Source organism: Cupriavidus sp. 291-E7 (assembly GCF_057798835.1).
This window is the reverse complement of sequence record NZ_JBYOJV010000027.1, coordinates 1-16,262: the sequence shown is the minus strand read 5'-3', so window position 1 is coordinate 16,262 and position 16,262 is coordinate 1. Positions and strand designations below refer to the sequence as shown.

Here is a 16,262-nt window from a genome sequence, read left to right as displayed (position 1 = left end):
GGGCGCTGGATGGAGGAGACCACTGGCGCCACCAGCCACCACTTCTCGGAACCACAACAAATGAAGAAGACGCTGTTCGCTGCCATCGCCGGCGCACTGCTTGCGCCAGCCGCCTGGGCGCAATCGTCCGTGACGCTCTATGGCGTCGTTACCTCGAGCATCCAGTACGTCAACCACGTGCAGAACACCAGCAACGGTGTGCTGGCGCCGGGTAGCGGTTCGACGGTGTTCATGAACTCGTCGGGCATCGCGCAATCGCGTTTCGGCCTGCGCGGCATTGAAGGCCTCGGCGGCGGGCTGAAGAGCCTGTTCGTGCTGGAAAACCAGTTCAATACCGACGACGGCAAGATGGGCAACGGCGGGCTGCTGTTCGGCCGCCAGGCGTTCGTGGGCTTGCAGAACCAGTGGGGCAAGGTCACCTTTGGCCGCCAGTACACGTCCGCGTTCCTGACGATGGGCAGCTTCACGCCGGTGGCCTATGCGCCGGAGTTTGAGCCGGTTGTCGGTATCGCGGGGCCGAACTTCCGCGAGAACAACATGGTGCAGTACCAGGGCACGTTCGGCCCTATCACCGCGATGGCGCACTGGTCGTTCGGTGAGCGCTCGGGCACATTCGCGTCAGGCTCGGCCTACGGCGTGGGCGTGCAGTACAACAACGGACCGCTTGGGCTGGCAGCGGCCTATGACGAAGTAAAGTCGCTCAACGCCGCGCAGGCGACCGGGACATCGGGTTCGAACGACTATGGCCGCGACATGCGCGCCATGTTCGGCGGCAGCTACCGGCTGGGGCAGGTCAAGATGGTCGCGGGCTATCGCTGGGGCAATTCGGTCGCACCGTCCACCGGCACGCCGACGCTGCTGCCGCACCGCGACGATATGTACTGGGCGGGCGTGAGCTGGGACGCCACGGCCGCGCTGCGCCTGACGCTGGCCTATTACTACGATGACATCAAGGCCGCCCGCATCAACGGCGTCTCGACCAATCCGAAGAACCCGCAACAGTATCTGGCGCTGGCCGATTACAGCCTTTCCAAGCGAACCGATGTGTTTTTTGCGGTGAACTACGCGCGCAATGCGTCACTGAACTGGGACAACATCGCGTACCTGCCCAATGGGCAGTCCGTCGGCTATCTGCCATCGACATCGCAGGTTTACTACAAGACGCCTGATTCCAATAGCCAGCTTGGTATTTCGCTGGGCATGCGCCATATCTTCTGACGGGCACAGGGTCGCCCGGCATTTGCAACGCAAGCGAGGGGCCGGCGCGGACTCCACTACGCGCAGGCATTGCGGCGCCGCAGCCAAAGGGTTGCGGCGCCTTTTTTCATGGGGGCCGGCGGCCGTCTTTACGGAATATGCGCCGAAAGGTGAGTATCATCGACATCGGATTCCGAATGCACCACGAAGACGAGGGCCGATACACATGCAACGCAAGACATTCCGCAACCTGCAATGCCCGATTGCCCGCAGCCTGGAGCGCGTGGGCGAATGGTGGAGCATTCTGATTCTGCGCGATGCGTTCTACGGCACGAAGCGCTTTGACGAATTCCAGCGCAATCTCGATATCGCGCCGAACATGCTCACGCGGCGGCTCAATGGCCTGGTCGAGGAAGGCTTGCTGGAAAAGCGCCAATATTCCGAACGGCCGCCGCGATACGAATACGTGCTGACCGAGTGCGGGCGCGATTTTCGGCCCGTACTGCTGTCGCTGCTGGCCTGGGGCAACCGCAATTTCGCGCCCGAAGGCGCCAGCGTGCAGATCGTCGACCGCGAAACCGGCAAGATCGTGGAACCGATGCTGGTGGATGCCGCCAGCGGCGAGCCGCTGCAGATGGGCAAACGGCACGTGGTGCGCGCGGGGCCAGCGGCGGACGACCGCACGCGGGAGCGGTTGTCATCGGCGGCATCCCACATGACCAATCCCGCGCAGCCCAAGGTTCCAGCCGCCTGATAGTTGGCACCTGATGCCCTGGCCGCTGGCATATGGCGGCCGCACATCCTACTCTGGTGATTTTGCGAGACCTCACCTGCCCAGTAGGAGCCTGCCATGCCCGATTTCCGCCTGCCGCTGTCCGGCGACGTGATCCAGTCGATCAATCCGTGGAACTGGTTTGTCCGCAATGTCGGTGGCCAGTTCGGACTCATCAATATCAACCTGGGGCGCAGCACCAACCCCGAGCTCGAGGCACGCATCCTCGACGAGGTTGGCTCGTACGGCAATCAGCTTGGCAAGATCGGGGACGCGCTCGGCGTGCTGCTGGCACACGTCGATCGCAGCAAGCTGAGTGAGGCGGAAGCGTGCAAGATCGAGGAATTTGAGGCGCAACTGGCCGAAATTTCCCGAGTTAAAGCCAAGCGCGCGGCATTGCCGGCAGCGCCGTCGGGGGCGCAATAGAAGCGAAGCCAGCGTGGCAATCGACGGGAAAATCCGGCGACGGCAAAGTCCGGGCTTGATCCAGTCAGGTTGCTCCGGAAGCATTTCTGTCATAGAGTCCAAAGACCTGCAGCCCGTCCTCCGACGGTTTCCCGCCGACTCCGGATAGACCTGATGCCACGTTTTTCGATGCAAAATTCCGCCGTTACGGCCCTGGCTCTGGCCCTGACGCTGGCTGGCTGCGCCAGCTCGCCGATGCCGCCACCAGCGCCGCAACGCACGCCGCAAGCTCCCACCACAATCACGTCGCCACAAGGCGGTGTCAGCCGCGCCCAGCTCGATGCCGCCGGCAATGCCTGCGAAAAGCGGGTGGCCGACGCGGTCAAGATGCGTTATCCGCAACCGGGCAGCGTCATGATGATGCCGGACCGCGAACGGATCACCCAGCAAACCGCCAACCAGACGTCTATCAGCGGCGAAGGCACATTCGAGCCGGACGCCAGCGACGAAGCGATGGGATTCCGCTACACCTGCCTCTACAACTTCCGCACCCAGCGCGTAGATGACGTGCAGATGAAGTACGGCGCGCACTGAGCGTCGGCGCTCCCGCTTCCGTTTCCGTTTCATTCCATTTAAGTGATATTGGCCTGCGTTTCGAAAAGATCGCAGGCCAATCTCTGCTGTTCAGGCCGCTTTGCCCGCCACATCGGGCCATTCGCCGGCTGATTCCACCCCCGTTCCCCGAATTGCGGGCCAGCACGCGGCGGCGTTTTGTCGTATTGTCTCGATCTGGATGCTTGACGTTGCAATAATTGCCGCGTCATTTGCATCGCTCCCATGCGTACCAGCCGCCCCCGGATCGATATCGTGCAGAACCCCGCAAGCCAGGCCGCCGAAGGCGGCACGCCCGCCGCGACCGCGTCAGTCCCCCCTGCAGACAGCCCGATGACCCCGCGCGAAAAGCGCGCGATGGCCGCGATCATGATTGCGGTGTCACTGGCCACCCTCGACACGGCCATCGCCAACACCGCACTACCGAACATCGCCGCGGATCTGAACAGCACGCCCGCGGCATCGGTCTGGATCATCAACGCCTACCAGCTCGCGATGGTGGCCACGCTGCTGCCGTTTGCGGCGCTGGGCGGCGTGCTCGGCCATCGGCGCATCTACATGGGCGGCGTGGTCGTTTTCATCGTGTCGTCGGTCATCTGTGCGATGGCCTGGTCGCTGCCGTCCCTGGCGGCGGCGCGCCTGCTGCAGGGCATTGGCGCGGCGGCTGTGATGAGTGTGAACACCGCGCTGATCAGTGCCATTTTTCCGATTCATCGGCTGGGGCGGGGCGTTGGCCTTAACGCGCTGATCGTCGGTGTGTCATTCGCTGTGGGGCCGACCGTGGCGTCGGTCATTCTTTCCTTTGGGTCGTGGCCGTGGTTGTTTGCCGTGAACCTGCCGATCGGCCTGTTGGCGCTGTTCATGGCCTGGCCGTCGCTGCCGGAGACCAAACGCAGTCAGCACGGTTTCGACCCCGTGGCCGCGATCCTGAACGCCATCACCTTTGCCGCGCTGATCTTTGCGCTGGGCGAGGGCGTGCAGCGCGAGCCCACCGAGTATGTGGTGGCGGCGGCGGCCGTGTTCCTGATCGCGTTCGTGCTGCTGCTGCGCCGTGAGCGCGGACATCCGGCACCCATGCTGCCGGTGGACCTGCTCAAGCGCCCGATGTTTGCGTTGTCCACGGCCACTGCGGTATGTTCGTTTGCCGCCCAGGGTCTGGCGTTTGTGTCGCTGCCGTTCTACTTCGAGCACGTGCTGGGCCGCAATCCCGTGGAAACGGGCTTCCTGCTGACGCCGTGGTCGGCCGTGGTGGCGGTGATGGCGCCGATCGCTGGCCGGCTGTCCGACCGTTATCCACCCGGCCTGCTCGGTGGTATCGGCCTGGCGATCATGGCGGCGGGCATGGCGTCGTTGGCCATGATGCCGACCGATGCCAGCGTCCTGAACATCGGCATCCGCATGGCGATCTGTGGTGCAGGCTTCGGCTTCTTCCAGTCGCCCAACCTGAAGGCGCTGATGGCCAGCGCGCCGCGCGAGCGCGCGGGGGGTGCCAGCGGTGTGGTGGCGACGGCGCGTCTGCTGGGACAGGCCACGGGCGCGGCACTGGTCGCGCTGTCGTTTGGCCTGGCTGGCGCGCATGGCCCCACGCTGGCGCTCGGGCTTGGTGCAGGCTTTGCCGCCGCGGCGGCAGTGGCAAGCTGGCTGCGGCTCGTCACACCGCACAGCGCCGACAGTGCCGCGATGCAGGGCGCCGGCAAATCGTCATAGGCAAATCGCGCGCGCAATCCCTGCGCGCAGGTCTTGTAGAAACTGCATGGCGCCGGTGTCTCCGGCGCCATTTTTCATGGTGCCGGGCATCGGTATGAAACTTGCCCGCCTTGTTTGCATGGGGGCGTGTGACGCCCCGGCTTCACGGAGGCAAGGCAATGAACCGATCAGACGACTACGGCCGTCGCCGTAGGCCCGATCAGCAATACGGAGGCTATGAGGAGGGTTATGGCTACGTGCCTGGCGACGATCGACACTGGCGCCGCCGCGACCTTTCCGCAGGGCGTTATGGCAACGCAATCGAACGCTATCCTTACGACGCCAATGACGATGGCGGTTCACGGTGGCGAAACGAAGACCCAGGCAATCGTGGGGCATGGCGCCAGGGTCGAACCGCGCAGCTGAGCGGTGGCTGGCGCTCACGGGGCGCCGCCGTGTATTACCCCGGCCGCACAACCTATGACGAAGCGGTTGATGAAAGTTCGCCGCATAGCCCCGGCTACGTCAGTGCATATAGCAGCGGCTACGAGGATGGCTATGACGCGGGCGCGCGGGCATCCGGACGCCCGATGCCAGGGTCGGACGAGCGCTGGGCCGGCACGCGCGGCAACTATGAAACCGGGTATGAGGACTATGGCGTGGAATCGGGCCGCAATTTCCGGCAGCGCCCGCGCCTGGGCGAAGCGGTGGAGCGGCGCGGACCTTACGCGAACGGGCCGCGTCCAGCCGGGCCGAAGAACTACACGCGCTCGGATGAACGCATCCGGGAAGAGGTCTGCGAACGCCTGACCCATGCCCAGACGCTCGATGTCAGTGACATCACCGTCGCAGTTGCCGGTGGCGTGGTTACGCTGACCGGCACCGTCGACAACCGTCGCATGAAATACGAGGTCGAGGACATCGTCGATGACACGTACGGTGTCTCCGACGTGGTCAACCAGATCCACGTGCGCCCGTTTGGCGTGCTGGCTTCAGAATAAACGCGGCGCTCCCGGACCACCCGCCTGCGAAGCCCCGGCCATGCCGGGGCTTTTTGCTATGCACCGATCCGGTGTCGCTAGCGGTGCTAGTGGCGCTATCGGTGCTTTCGCCCCTACAGGTCCTTGGCGCTGGGCGGATTCTCCATCCGCTTGTCAGTCTGGTCGGCCCGGTCGACCGGCGTATCCGCGGGCAATTCCTCGGCGGCGCGGCGCACTTCTTCGAAAATCTCGTCCTCGGGGATCTCGTCCTCGGGTGGTTCATGGCGTGCGCGCGCAATGTCGCCGAGTTCCTTTTCGATATCGTCGGTCGCTTCTGAATCAAGGCTTGGGTCCAGCGTGCTAGGAATGCCTTGCGGTTCGTCCGTGTCGCTGGTCTCTGCCGTGTCGTCTGGCTGACTGTGTCGTTGGGTCTTGCTCATCGTGCCTCCTGTTGTCTGCGTACTCACCCAGGAAGGCGGCAAGTTGCGTGCCAGTGGCTGGCTATGACGCCAGATTTCCCCGCCGCCCGGAGCCGGCGCCTATAGTGGTTTCAGGGGACCGCCACAGTACAGCAGTCCGATCCACCCAAAGAGGCTGGAACGGGTATTGCTGCAGCAAGGGAAGCATCGTGCGAGGGAGATAACGATGAACCTGACCGCCGTCCTGGCTACGCTCAGCGTAGCGTCCTCAGTGGCCGTATCCTCCACGCCCGTTGAAAAGCAACTGCTGGCCATCAGCCCGCACGACTTTGCCCAGCAGTTCAATGTGGTGGCCCAGGAACTGGGTGCCAAGTTCACGTTGCCCGATTTCGCCGCCAAGCCCGGCTGGCATCGCGCCCATACCAGCGAAGGGGTGTCGGTGCTGGTGCGCGCCGCGCAAACTGGCTACGCGCTGGACGAGGTCATCGTGGTCTGCCGTGTGGTCGAGCAATGCATGACGACGATCCGCACGGCTGCCCGGGCCATCGATGCCACTGTCGATCCGAATCTGCTGCAATACTTTGTGGCCGCGCGCATCGCCGCGCAGCTTGGAGAGGTGGCGCTGGTGATGTCCGGGCTGGTTTATCTGGTGGTCAATCCCGATGACCAGGACTATGTGGCGCTGGTCATTCGCCCATACCTGCCGCAGCAGGAACTGACTGCGCGCCGTCAGGCCTAGTGAAGCGGCGGCACCATGCGCCGCGCGCCCGTGCCCGCCGCGCGGGCCGGCGCGAATTCCGTCGCCCGTTGCTCCAGCAGGCGCTGCAGTTCTGAAGCGCCACGGTAGTAATGCGCCAGCAGCAGACGCAGTTCCGCATCGGGGAGAGGTTCGCGCAACAGTTCGCCGTAGGCCGCTGCAGCGCGGCCTGCCTGTTGCGCGGCATGGCGTAGCAGCGGCAGTTCGCCCACCTCGGCGGGCGGCGGCACGTGGGGCGGCTCACGACGCCCGCCCAGTGCCGGCGACTGGCCCTGGCCGCCATCGCCAGCCGCATCCGCGCGGGATGCCAGTTCGACGGCCGCGCAGCGCTGCATGTTGGCACGGTGCGAAAGCACGGCCCGTATTTGGGGATCCGACGCGGCTGCTGCCACGGCCGACAGCGCTTCCGCACACTGCATGGCGTGGCGGCTGAGCCGCGCCAGCGTGGTGGTCAGTGCGTCCATGTACGTCTCCGGTTCATGCATTCAATGTAGGCGACCCACGCGGCGAGGCGGGGCAATCAGACCCGTGCGCGATCTGAAAATCTTGCAGACCGGAAGACAAACAAGCAAAAAACACGCCGCATGAAGCCGGCTGGCTTGCGTGCGGCGCGCCGCGCGCGGACCTCCGATGCGGGGGAGGCACCGTGAAAAGGCAGGTCCGCTTGCGTGGCTGTGACTGAAGCGCCTTACGGCCGCGTCTTACGGTTTTGGCAACGTCGGCAGGATTTATATGGTCATGTAAATCAGACCGCTGGGAGGCCCAGTGCGGTCCACGTCGGGCGTGCGCGCCGTGGCGCGCCGCGCGCATCCCGGGCCCCCCCATCCGGGTGCGGTATGGAATTTGCGTCGCTCCATCTGTATTGACCCATGAACTGGAGACGCTCATGAACCAGGGGAACAACAGGGGCAGTGGCTCCGACGACCGCTTTGGCAACTACGGCACGGAAAGCGACGATCGTGAGGACCGTGACGAACGTCGCACGCAAGGTAGCCGTCAGCGCCAGCAGGAAGCCTATAGCGGCGGTGACTGGCTTACGCACCGGCAGCAGGGCAGCGGCGATTGGCAGGGGCACGGTGCCTCGCAGCCCGGCGCGGGAAGCGACTGGCAAGGCAGCAGTGGCCAGCAGCCTGGCGGTAGCGCCTGGCGCGGGCAACGCTCGTCGGGCACGTCGAGCGTGTCTTCGTCCAGTGGGTCCAGTGGATATGGTGGCTACGAAAGCCAGAGCAGGCGCGGCGACGAGAGCTTTGGAGAAGGCCGCTACGGTGAGTATGGCGAGGGCCGCCAAGCCCAGCCGTATGGCCGGGATACCAGCGAGCGCTATCCGCCGCAAGGGCGTCAGGAGCGCGAGCGTTGGGGCGATTGGCATCAGGAAGGTCGCGCGGGGCGCGGCAGCGAGTGGTCGAGTCAGCAAGGCAGTCAGCGCGACGAATGGGCGCAGGGCCGTGGAGGCTGGGACCGGCCGGCACGGGGCGGCCAGAGCCCGCAGCAAGGCAGTTGGCAGCGCGGACGGGAGTCGCAGGGCCGTGAGTCGGGTGGCCGCCAGTCGTGGGCTAATCGACCATCGTGGGGCAACGATTGGGAAGGGCCGGCCGGCTCCGAGGCCGACATGCGCACGCACTATCGCGGCGGCTACGGTGTGTCGGACTACGGTGCGAACGAACCGCCCGCGGGCCAGAGCTATCGCAGCTGGCAGCGCCGCGCCGCATCCGACTGGCTCGATGAACATGAACGGCGCGAGCGACCCGCGGCCGGCTCGGGCATCGCCAGCCGCACCGGTGCCGGAGGATATGACCCGGACGAACGCGCGTACGAACACTTCACCGGCGCCAGCGAGCGCAGCGACCTGAATCGTGACCTGAACCGAGGTTACGGTGGCGCGGGCGGCTCCGCCTCGGCGCGCCGTGCGCAACGTGCCGGCCCCAAGGGTTATCAGCGTTCGGACGAACGCATTCGCGAAGACCTGTGCGAGCGTCTGGCGATGAGCAGCCGGGTCGATGTGCGCGAAGTGGAGGTGTCCGTTTCCAATGGCGTGGTGACGCTAAGCGGCACCGTGCAGGACCGCCAGCAGAAATACCGCATCGAAGACATGACCGACGACGTCTTTGGCGTAAAGGACGTGCACAACCAGATTCGCGTCGCCCGCGAATCGCGCGAATTGCGCGAATCCGGATCAAGCAGTGGCCGTGCTGGCGCCAGCGGTTTGTCGCAAAGTCCGTCCGGCCAGGCCAGCAGCACACCATCCAGCGCTGCGGGCAGCCCAAGCAGCACGGGCAGCCTGGGCAGCGGCCTGTCGTCCGGCAGCTATGGCAGCGGCACTACCCCTGGCAGGACAGGGAGCTGACGCCATTTTCGTCCGCATCGGCGCCGCAGTTCGGTAGCTGTCGCGCCGATGCACGTGCTCAGCACGCGCATCCGCTAATTGCCCATTCCAACAAGGAGATGCTCATGCCTTTCGCCTACGCAGGTACCCGACGCCGTCGCAACCGAGATAGACGGCGTACCCACGACTCACAGGAAACCAGCACGGCACAGCAGGAAAGGGAAAGCACGCGTCCGGCGGACGCCAGGGAAGAGCGCGACCCGATGGCCGCGCGCCGTGCCTCCGATGAGGAGCGAGCGAACGACCGTAAGACCGGGCGTGGAGAGATGTCGTCGGGAGCGGGCGGCGAGGAGTCGCTGGACCCCGGCGGCCGAGACCCCGACGCGCCACCGGTCGACAACCGTTCTTGAAGGTTGAAAACCTTCATACGGTTGCCGCTTTCCGCTTGTGCGTGACGGTGCCGCTTATTCCGGCAGGACCGCGATGGCTTCGATCTCGAACAGCATGCCGTCCAGCGCCAGGCGGGGCACCGGTATGAGCGTGCAAGCCGGCGCCGGCCACTCGCCCAGCAGCGCCTGCCAGGCACGGCTGAAAATCGCCAGTCGTTCCATCGAGTGGTCGACGATCAGCACTGTCACCTTGGCCACGTCTGGAATGTCGGCGCCGGCCGCCTGCAAGGCGACCCGCAGGTTGGCCAATGCCTGCGTCACCTGGGCGGAAAAGTCGGCGCGGAGTCCGCCGCACATATCCTCGCCACCCTGGCCCGCGGCGAAGACGATCTTCGCCGGCCGGTTGGCGACGGCCACGTGGGAATACCCATTGAGCTTGGGGTCGTAGAGGTCGGGCGGATTCATGAACTGCAGGTAGGGGGCGCGGGGCGATTCAAGCAGCATGGCGGGGTCCTGAGTGAAAGTCGCGCAAGTATCAGACCTCAAGTGCACTTGAGGTCAAGCACGAGTGCGATACCATTGCGTGAATCAGGGCTTTCCCGCCGACCAGCACGAAACAGATGCCAAAGATCACCACTCCGGCCGCCGCCTCGGCCAAGGGTTCGGGTACCGCTTCCGGCCGTCCCGCGCGTACCTTGCGCGCACGCGATCCGTTGACGATCGGCGAGGTGGCCGAACGCAGCGGCATCGCCGTATCCGCATTGCATTTCTATGAATCGAAGGGGCTGATTTCCAGCTCGCGCAGCGCGGGCAACCAGCGGCGTTATCCGCGTGGCATCCTGCGCCGGCTGGCCGTGATCCGTGTGGCGCAGCGCATGGGCTTGCCGTTGTCGACGATCGCCGAAGCGTTCGAACGGCTACCGAGCAACAAGGCGCCTACCGTGGCGGACTGGCGCCGGCTGTCCGCCGCATGGCGCGACGATCTGAACGCGCGAATTCACACGCTGATCATGCTGCGCGACCAGATCGACGGATGCATCGGCTGCGGCTGTCTCTCGCTGAAGGCGTGTCCGCTGCGTAATCCGCAGGACGTGCTGGCGCAACAGGGGCCAGGCGCCCATGTCGAAGAAGGCGCTTGCCCGCATCGGCCCAAGCGCTGATGCCGCCGCGCCGGTGCAACGCCGACCGTGACAACACAACAACTCAGTGCATTCTGAAAAAGGCGGTTGGCGGTTAGCGTCCATGATTCAGCCTGTTCGCAACCACTGCTAACAAGGAGCAGATCATGAACACACTGAAGAAGATGCTGATTGGCGCCGCTATCGTGGCCGTTCCCGCACTGTCGTTTGCCCAGAGCGTACAGACCGCCCAGGCGCCCGTGACACGCGCCGAGGTTCGGGCAGACCTGATCGCCGTGGAAAAGGCCGGCTATCATCCGGGCCGCAATGATGACGACTATCCGGTCGACATCCAGACCGCCGAGGCCAAGGTGGCGGCCGAGCAGGCCATGCAGCAGCCGGGGCAGACGGTCAAGCCGGTGGTAAAGGCGTCGATGCACGCCGCCAACTCGGTGCCGCGCATCGATTTGCCGCGCAGCCCTTTTTATGATGGGGCCTGATGGGCTGGAGCGGTTTGCCATGAACCCGCCGCGCGCCCTGAGCCTGGCCACCGCCGATGCGGCGGCCAGGCTTTCCGCGGCTACTGATTCTTCATTGCCTCCGCCAGCCGCGCGATGATCTCGCCCTCGCTCTTGAAGGCCTTCTGCGCATAGGCGGCATATTGCTCGGGCCCCATGTAGTTGGTGACCATGCCGTACTGGCGCGTCACGTTCAGGAACTTCGGGTCCTTGAGCGCATTGCGGAATGCCTCGTCGAGGCGTTTCACCACGGCGGGTTTCATGTTCGCCGGGCCGATGATGCCGAACGGCGAATTCGACCATACGGGATAGCCGATCTCCTTCAGCGTCGGAGCATTCGGAAAGTCGGCGGCGCGTTTTTCAGATAGCGTCGCCAGCACGCGCATCTGTCCATTCTGCACATACGGCAGCAGCGTATTCGACAGCACGGCCACATCGGAGGAGCCGCTCAGCAGCGCCGTGATGGCTTCCGCGTCGCCCTTGTACGGTACGTGCGTCCAGTTCGATTGCGACACGCGCGCCAGCTCCGAAATCGTCAGATGCTGGCTGCCGTAGATGCCGGTGGTGCCGTAGCTGATGCCTTTCTTGTCGGCCTTGGCGTCGGCGATCAGCTCCTGCATGGTCTGCCACTTCGCATCTTTCTTCACCGCGACCGCGAAGTTGTAGTCCGCGATCATCGAGATGTAAGTCAGGTCCTTGGCCGGGTCATAGCGCATCTTCTGCACATGCGGCAGCCGGAAGATCACCACGGGTGCCATGCTGAGCGTGTAGCCGTCCGCCTCCGTCGTGACCATCTGCGTGGCACCGAGCGTGCCGCTGACGCCGGGCTTGTTTTCCACGACGATCGACTGGCCCAGCTCGCGCCCCGCGGCATCCGCCAGTGCGCGCGTTACCTGGTCGGTCACGCCGCCCGCGCCATAGGGAACGATCAGCCGGATCGGACGGGTAGGGAATTCATCGGCAGCCAGTGCGTGCGTGCCGAGCGATGCGGCCAGCGAAAGGCCGGATACGGCCAGCGCGGCGCGGAAGAAGCGACGTCTTTGCATGAGGTTGTCTCCTGATTGTCTGCCGGATCTGTCATGTCCGGTCTGCGAGGTTGTTTGCGCAGTATGACAATGCAGGAGACGGCCCGCTATCGGGCTTTCGCGCATAGGCGCGGCATATCCACCGATTTCATCGCCCGCATGCGCAGAATGCATGCGGGCGTGGCGGCTCAGCGGTTCACGATCACGCGCGAACGGATGAAGGCGTCATGCTGCATCAGCTTTTCGGCCCAGCCGGCCGGCGGCACCAGACTGATATCGGTGATTACGTAGCCGATGTCGCCTTCGGTTTGCAGTTGCTGCGCTTCGATATTGGCGCCGATTTCGGCCAGCGCCTGGTTCAGGTGCGACAGCGTGCCGGGCCGGTTGTAGTGGATGTTCAGCACCCGCGCCGGCGAATCCAGCGGATTGGGCTGGATCTGTGGCAGATTCACCGCCCCGATCGTGGCGCCGGTTTCCAGGAAATTAGCCAGCTTGGTGGCCACTTCCACGCCGATGTTCTCCTGGGCCTCCTCCGTGCTGCCGCCCACGTGCGGGGTCAGGATCACGTTGGGCTTGCCCTGCAGCGGCGTGACGAACGGATCGGTATTGCTGCGCGGTTCTTCCGGGAATACGTCGATGGCCGCGCCGGCAATGTGGCCGGTGTCCAGCAGCTTGGCCAGCGCGTCGATGTCGACCACCGTGCCGCGCGATGCATTGAGCAGGATGCTGCCCGGCCGCATGGCCGCCAGTGCCTTGGCGTTGAGCAGGTTGCGCGTCTGCGGCGTGGCAGGTACGTGCAGGGTCACCACATCGGCCGCGGCCAGCGCATCTTCCAGCGAATGCATCGGCACCGCGCCGCCAATCGATAGTCGCGGGCGGATGTCATAGAACACCACGCGCATGCCCATCGCCTCGGCCAGGATGCCCACCTGCGCGCCGATATTGCCGTAGCCGATCACGGCCACGGTCTTGCCGCGGATCTCGAACGACCCCTTTGCCGATTTTTGCCACTCGCCCTGATGCGCCGCGCGGCTTTTTTCCGGAATCCGGCGCATCAGCATGATGGTCTGGCCAATCACCAGTTCCGCGACGGAGCGCGTATTCGAGAACGGCGCATTGAACACGGGAATGCCGGCGTGGGCGGCGGCGCCAAGATCCACCTGCGAGGTGCCGATGCAGAAGCAGCCCACCGTCAGCAGGCGCTGGGCATTGGCAAAGTGTTCGGCGGTCAGGTGGGTGGCCGAGCGGATACCAAGCAGGTCGTGATCGCGGACGGCGGCCAGCAGGGCATCGCCAGCCAGCGCCTTGGATTGCGTGGCGATGTCGATCTGATGGCGGCCCAGCAGTTGCTGGCCGCTGGCGTGGATGTTTTCGAGTAGGAGAGCGCTTGCCATGAGAGTCGGGCGTGCTTCAGGAGAGTTGAGAAGGCATATCAGGCGTCCTGTCCCGGACGCGCACAAACAGACAATAGCACCGACCCTTTCCCGTGATGGTGTTGTGGGCAAGGCATGCCGCGCCTTGATGTCATCGTACAAGTGCTTGTCACTACGCCAAAAATCTCATAGGATGTCGGACAACTATAAGGGGTCGATACGGCCCGCCACCATCCAATGAGGAGACATCATGGAATCGAACAAGACCGGCATTGACGCCCGGCGTCGCCAGTTGCTCAAGACGGGCGCGGCCTTAGGCGCGGCGGCGGCCAGCGGCCAGGCCCTGGCGCAGGCGTTTGAATTCAAGCCCGCGCAGCGCTATCCCGATCCCGCGGTCGAAATCCTGGACCCGAGCTTTGGCAAGTACCGGCTGTTCAGTTCCACGGTGGAGCAGGTGGCCACTGGATTCCGCTGGGTGGAAGGGCCGGTGTATTTTGCCGACGGCCGCTACCTGCTGTTTTCGGACATCCCGAACAACCGCATCATCAAGTTCGATGAAACGTCGAACCAGTGGAGCGTGTTCCGTTCCCCGGCCAATTTCACCAATGGCCATTGCCGCGACCGGCAGGGCCGTCTGATCAGCTGCGAACATCTGACGCGCCGCGTGACGCGGACCGAGTACGACGGTTCGATCACGGTGCTGGCCGACCGTTATCAAGGCAAGCGTTTCAATTCGCCCAACGACATCGTGTGCAAGTCCGACGGCTCGCTCTGGTTCACGGACCCGCCTTTCGGCATCGCCGGCGACTGGGAAGGCGACAAGGCTCCGTCCGAGCTGCCGCACGCCGTCTACCGGATCGACCCCAAAGACAATAGCGTGACGCAGGTCATCGCCGACCTCAATGGTCCCAACGGCCTGGCATTCTCGCCGGATGAAAAGAAGCTATACGTCATCGAATCGCGCGCCCAGCCATACCGCGTGATGTGGGCCTACGACGTGGGCGCCGACGGCCAGCTCGGCAACAAGACCAAGCTGATCGATGCCGGCGGCCCCGGCGCGCTCGATGGCTTCAAGGTCGACGTCGACGGCAATATCTGGGCCGGCTGGGGCAGCAGCGGCGCGCCTGGCGCCGATCCGTCGAAGCTCGACGGTGTGCGCGTGTTCAATCCGCAAGGCAAGGCCATCGGCCAGATCCACCTGCCCGAGCGCTGCCCGAACCTCTGCTTTGGCGGCCCGAAGCGCAACCGGCTTTATATGGCCAGCAGCCACTCGGTCTACGCGCTCTATGTGGAGACCCGCGGCGCGGTATGAACGGCGCGGACGCGCCGCCGCCCAACGGCGAATGAAAGCCCCCGAGGCCAGGCGGTCTCGGGGGCTTTTTTATGGTTCAACGAGGAATTCCGGGGAAGGCAGCCTTGATCTTCAGGAAGAAGTATTCCTCGTCGCGGTAGCCGTAGGCCCTACGCTTGATGACCTTGATGGTGTTGTTGATGCCCTCTACGACGCTCGTGTTCAGCGGGTGCCGGCATCGGGCGATGATGCCGTGCCAATAGGCTTTCAGGCGCTGGGCGAACAGTTCGAGAGCCGGAATCCGGCTCTGGCTTGCCTGTTCACACCAATGCTCCCACGCCTTTTGCGCCCATCCCGGGCGGCGGTAGAACCACAGCCGCTTGAGCTCGTCTCTCAGGATGTAGACCGTCAGCAACGGCTGATTGGCCTGCAGCACCTCGTTCAGATGCACGGCTTGAGGGTCGCTCAGGTTCTCCTTGTTGCGCAGCAGTAGCCAGCGCGTGGACTTGAGTACCCGTCTGGCCGGACGGTCGTGCCGCAGGCGGTTGGCCTGATCTACACGGACCCGGTCGATCACCTCGCGCCCGTACTTGGCCACGACGTGGAAGAGGTCGAAGACCACCTCAGCCTGCGGGCAATGCTCGCGGATCTCCAGTTCATAGGCGGTCGTCATGTCGATGGCAACGGCCTCGATGCGCTCTGCCGCGCCTGCCGGGAGTTGCGCAAAGAAGGCGCGCGCCGTCTCGCGCGAGCGGCCCTGACCGATCCAGAGCACTTGCCGCCCAATCGGATCGACCACCACCGTCGCATAGCGATGGCCCTTGTGCAGCGCGAATTCGTCCATGGCCAGGTAGCGGATGCTGGACCAGTCCGGCTCGACGACTGCCTCGCGCAGGCGCGCCTTGTCGATCGTCTTGACGGTATGCCAGCCCAGGTCATAGAAAGCCGCCACGGCCTGCACCGTGCAGTGACGCAGCAACTGCCCGCAGGCCTGCGCCAGCCTGGCTGTGACACGCTGGTAGCGCCCAAGCCATTCGAGCCGCTCGAGTCGCGGCCCCCCGCATTGATCGCACCAGACGCGCCTGCGGGGGACATGCAGCACCACCCGGTACTCGAACAGCGGAAGATCGCGCACGCGCCGCACCACCGTTTCATGGACCTGCCGGCACTTCGATCCGCATTCCTCGCAGTACATGACCTTGCTGACTGGCTTCAAGTACAGCGCCAGCGTACGGCTCTCCCCTTCAGGCCATACCACCCGATCCAGCCTGTAGCCATCCCAGCAGCCCAAGGCCTGCAGCGTCTTCCGATCCAGCATCCCGTTCCTCAACAGCCGTCTTAACGGCCATTAGGATACGGAATGTGGCAATTCAGTCCCCGGAATTCTCCGAAGAACC

At 64.6% G+C, this 16,262-nt stretch carries 17 protein-coding genes; 11 read left to right on the top strand and 6 right to left on the bottom strand.

Annotation, left to right across the window (positions count from 1 at the left end; genetic code table 11):
- The first annotated feature begins 60 nt into the window (after window positions 1-60).
- The 6 genes from AC3FLX_RS30030 (at window position 61) to AC3FLX_RS30005 (ending at window position 5,673) form a co-directional block, all read left to right on the top strand.
- Window positions 61-1,218, top strand: coding sequence for a porin (locus AC3FLX_RS30030; protein WP_488700984.1), 1,158 nt, complete (start codon window positions 61-63; stop codon window positions 1,216-1,218).
- Window positions 1,219-1,423: 205 nt separating this feature from the next.
- Window positions 1,424-1,951, top strand: coding sequence for a winged helix-turn-helix transcriptional regulator (locus tag AC3FLX_RS30025; RefSeq protein WP_488700983.1), 528 nt, complete (start codon window positions 1,424-1,426; stop codon window positions 1,949-1,951).
- Window positions 1,952-2,047: 96 nt separating this feature from the next.
- The gene (locus AC3FLX_RS30020; RefSeq protein ID WP_488700982.1) at window positions 2,048-2,395 is read left to right on the top strand and encodes a hypothetical protein; all 348 of its coding nucleotides are present in this window, start codon (window positions 2,048-2,050) and stop codon (window positions 2,393-2,395) included.
- Between the two features lie 168 nt (window positions 2,396-2,563).
- The gene (locus AC3FLX_RS30015; protein WP_488700981.1) at window positions 2,564-2,968 is read left to right on the top strand and encodes a short-chain fatty acid transporter; all 405 of its coding nucleotides are present in this window, start codon (window positions 2,564-2,566) and stop codon (window positions 2,966-2,968) included.
- 351 nt (window positions 2,969-3,319) lie between these two features.
- Complete coding sequence (locus tag AC3FLX_RS30010) at window positions 3,320-4,693, top strand: MFS transporter (RefSeq protein ID WP_488701017.1); 1,374 nt, start codon at window positions 3,320-3,322, stop codon at window positions 4,691-4,693.
- A gap of 158 nt (window positions 4,694-4,851) precedes the next feature.
- Complete coding sequence (locus AC3FLX_RS30005) at window positions 4,852-5,673, top strand: BON domain-containing protein (RefSeq protein ID WP_488700980.1); 822 nt, start codon at window positions 4,852-4,854, stop codon at window positions 5,671-5,673.
- 113 nt (window positions 5,674-5,786) lie between these two features.
- Here AC3FLX_RS30005 and AC3FLX_RS30000 read toward each other — a convergent pair whose 3' ends face one another.
- Window positions 5,787-6,092, bottom strand: coding sequence for a hypothetical protein (locus AC3FLX_RS30000; protein ID WP_488700979.1), 306 nt, complete (start codon window positions 6,090-6,092; stop codon window positions 5,787-5,789).
- Window positions 6,093-6,297: 205 nt separating this feature from the next.
- On the opposite strand from AC3FLX_RS30000, the gene AC3FLX_RS29995 reads away from it, so the two are divergent.
- Window positions 6,298-6,810: a malto-oligosyltrehalose synthase gene (locus AC3FLX_RS29995; protein ID WP_488700978.1), complete on the top strand. Its 513-nt coding sequence runs from the start codon at window positions 6,298-6,300 to the stop codon at window positions 6,808-6,810.
- On the opposite strand, the gene AC3FLX_RS29990 is transcribed toward AC3FLX_RS29995, so the two are convergent.
- Complete coding sequence (locus AC3FLX_RS29990; protein ID WP_488700977.1) at window positions 6,807-7,292, bottom strand: hypothetical protein; 486 nt, start codon at window positions 7,290-7,292, stop codon at window positions 6,807-6,809. The genes AC3FLX_RS29995 and AC3FLX_RS29990 overlap by 4 nt on opposite strands.
- 422 nt (window positions 7,293-7,714) lie before the next feature.
- On the opposite strand from AC3FLX_RS29990, the gene AC3FLX_RS29985 reads away from it, so the two are divergent.
- Window positions 7,715-9,172, top strand: coding sequence for a BON domain-containing protein (locus AC3FLX_RS29985; protein WP_488700976.1), 1,458 nt, complete (start codon window positions 7,715-7,717; stop codon window positions 9,170-9,172).
- 443 nt (window positions 9,173-9,615) lie between these two features.
- Here AC3FLX_RS29985 and AC3FLX_RS29980 read toward each other — a convergent pair whose 3' ends face one another.
- Entirely contained in the window at window positions 9,616-10,044 is a 429-nt protein-coding gene (locus tag AC3FLX_RS29980; RefSeq protein ID WP_488700975.1) for a RidA family protein, read from the bottom strand.
- 116 nt (window positions 10,045-10,160) lie between these two features.
- Here AC3FLX_RS29980 and soxR point away from each other — a divergent pair, with 116 nt between their 5' ends.
- Together soxR and AC3FLX_RS29970 are read left to right on the top strand one after the other, a co-directional pair.
- Window positions 10,161-10,700, top strand: a complete 540-nt coding sequence (gene soxR, locus AC3FLX_RS29975) for a redox-sensitive transcriptional activator SoxR (RefSeq protein WP_488700974.1) — start codon at window positions 10,161-10,163, stop codon at window positions 10,698-10,700.
- Between the two features lie 125 nt (window positions 10,701-10,825).
- Window positions 10,826-11,158, top strand: coding sequence for a DUF4148 domain-containing protein (locus AC3FLX_RS29970; RefSeq protein ID WP_488700973.1), 333 nt, complete (start codon window positions 10,826-10,828; stop codon window positions 11,156-11,158).
- An 80-nt stretch (window positions 11,159-11,238) separates the two neighbouring features.
- Here AC3FLX_RS29970 and AC3FLX_RS29965 read toward each other — a convergent pair whose 3' ends face one another.
- Together AC3FLX_RS29965 and serA are read right to left on the bottom strand one after the other, a co-directional pair.
- Entirely contained in the window at window positions 11,239-12,222 is a 984-nt protein-coding gene (locus tag AC3FLX_RS29965) for a tripartite tricarboxylate transporter substrate binding protein (RefSeq protein WP_488700972.1), read from the bottom strand.
- 167 nt (window positions 12,223-12,389) lie between these two features.
- The gene (gene serA, locus AC3FLX_RS29960) at window positions 12,390-13,595 is read right to left on the bottom strand and encodes a phosphoglycerate dehydrogenase (protein ID WP_488700971.1); all 1,206 of its coding nucleotides are present in this window, start codon (window positions 13,593-13,595) and stop codon (window positions 12,390-12,392) included.
- A 229-nt stretch (window positions 13,596-13,824) separates the two neighbouring features.
- Here serA and AC3FLX_RS29955 point away from each other — a divergent pair, with 229 nt between their 5' ends.
- Entirely contained in the window at window positions 13,825-14,886 is a 1,062-nt protein-coding gene (locus tag AC3FLX_RS29955; protein ID WP_488700970.1) for an SMP-30/gluconolactonase/LRE family protein, read from the top strand.
- Window positions 14,887-14,962: 76 nt separating this feature from the next.
- Here the strand turns inward: AC3FLX_RS29955 and AC3FLX_RS29950 are convergent, their stop codons facing one another.
- A complete protein-coding gene (locus AC3FLX_RS29950) occupies window positions 14,963-16,183 on the bottom strand; it encodes an ISL3 family transposase (protein WP_488694692.1) in 1,221 nt (406 codons plus the stop codon).
- Between the last annotated feature and the right edge of the window lie 79 nt (window positions 16,184-16,262).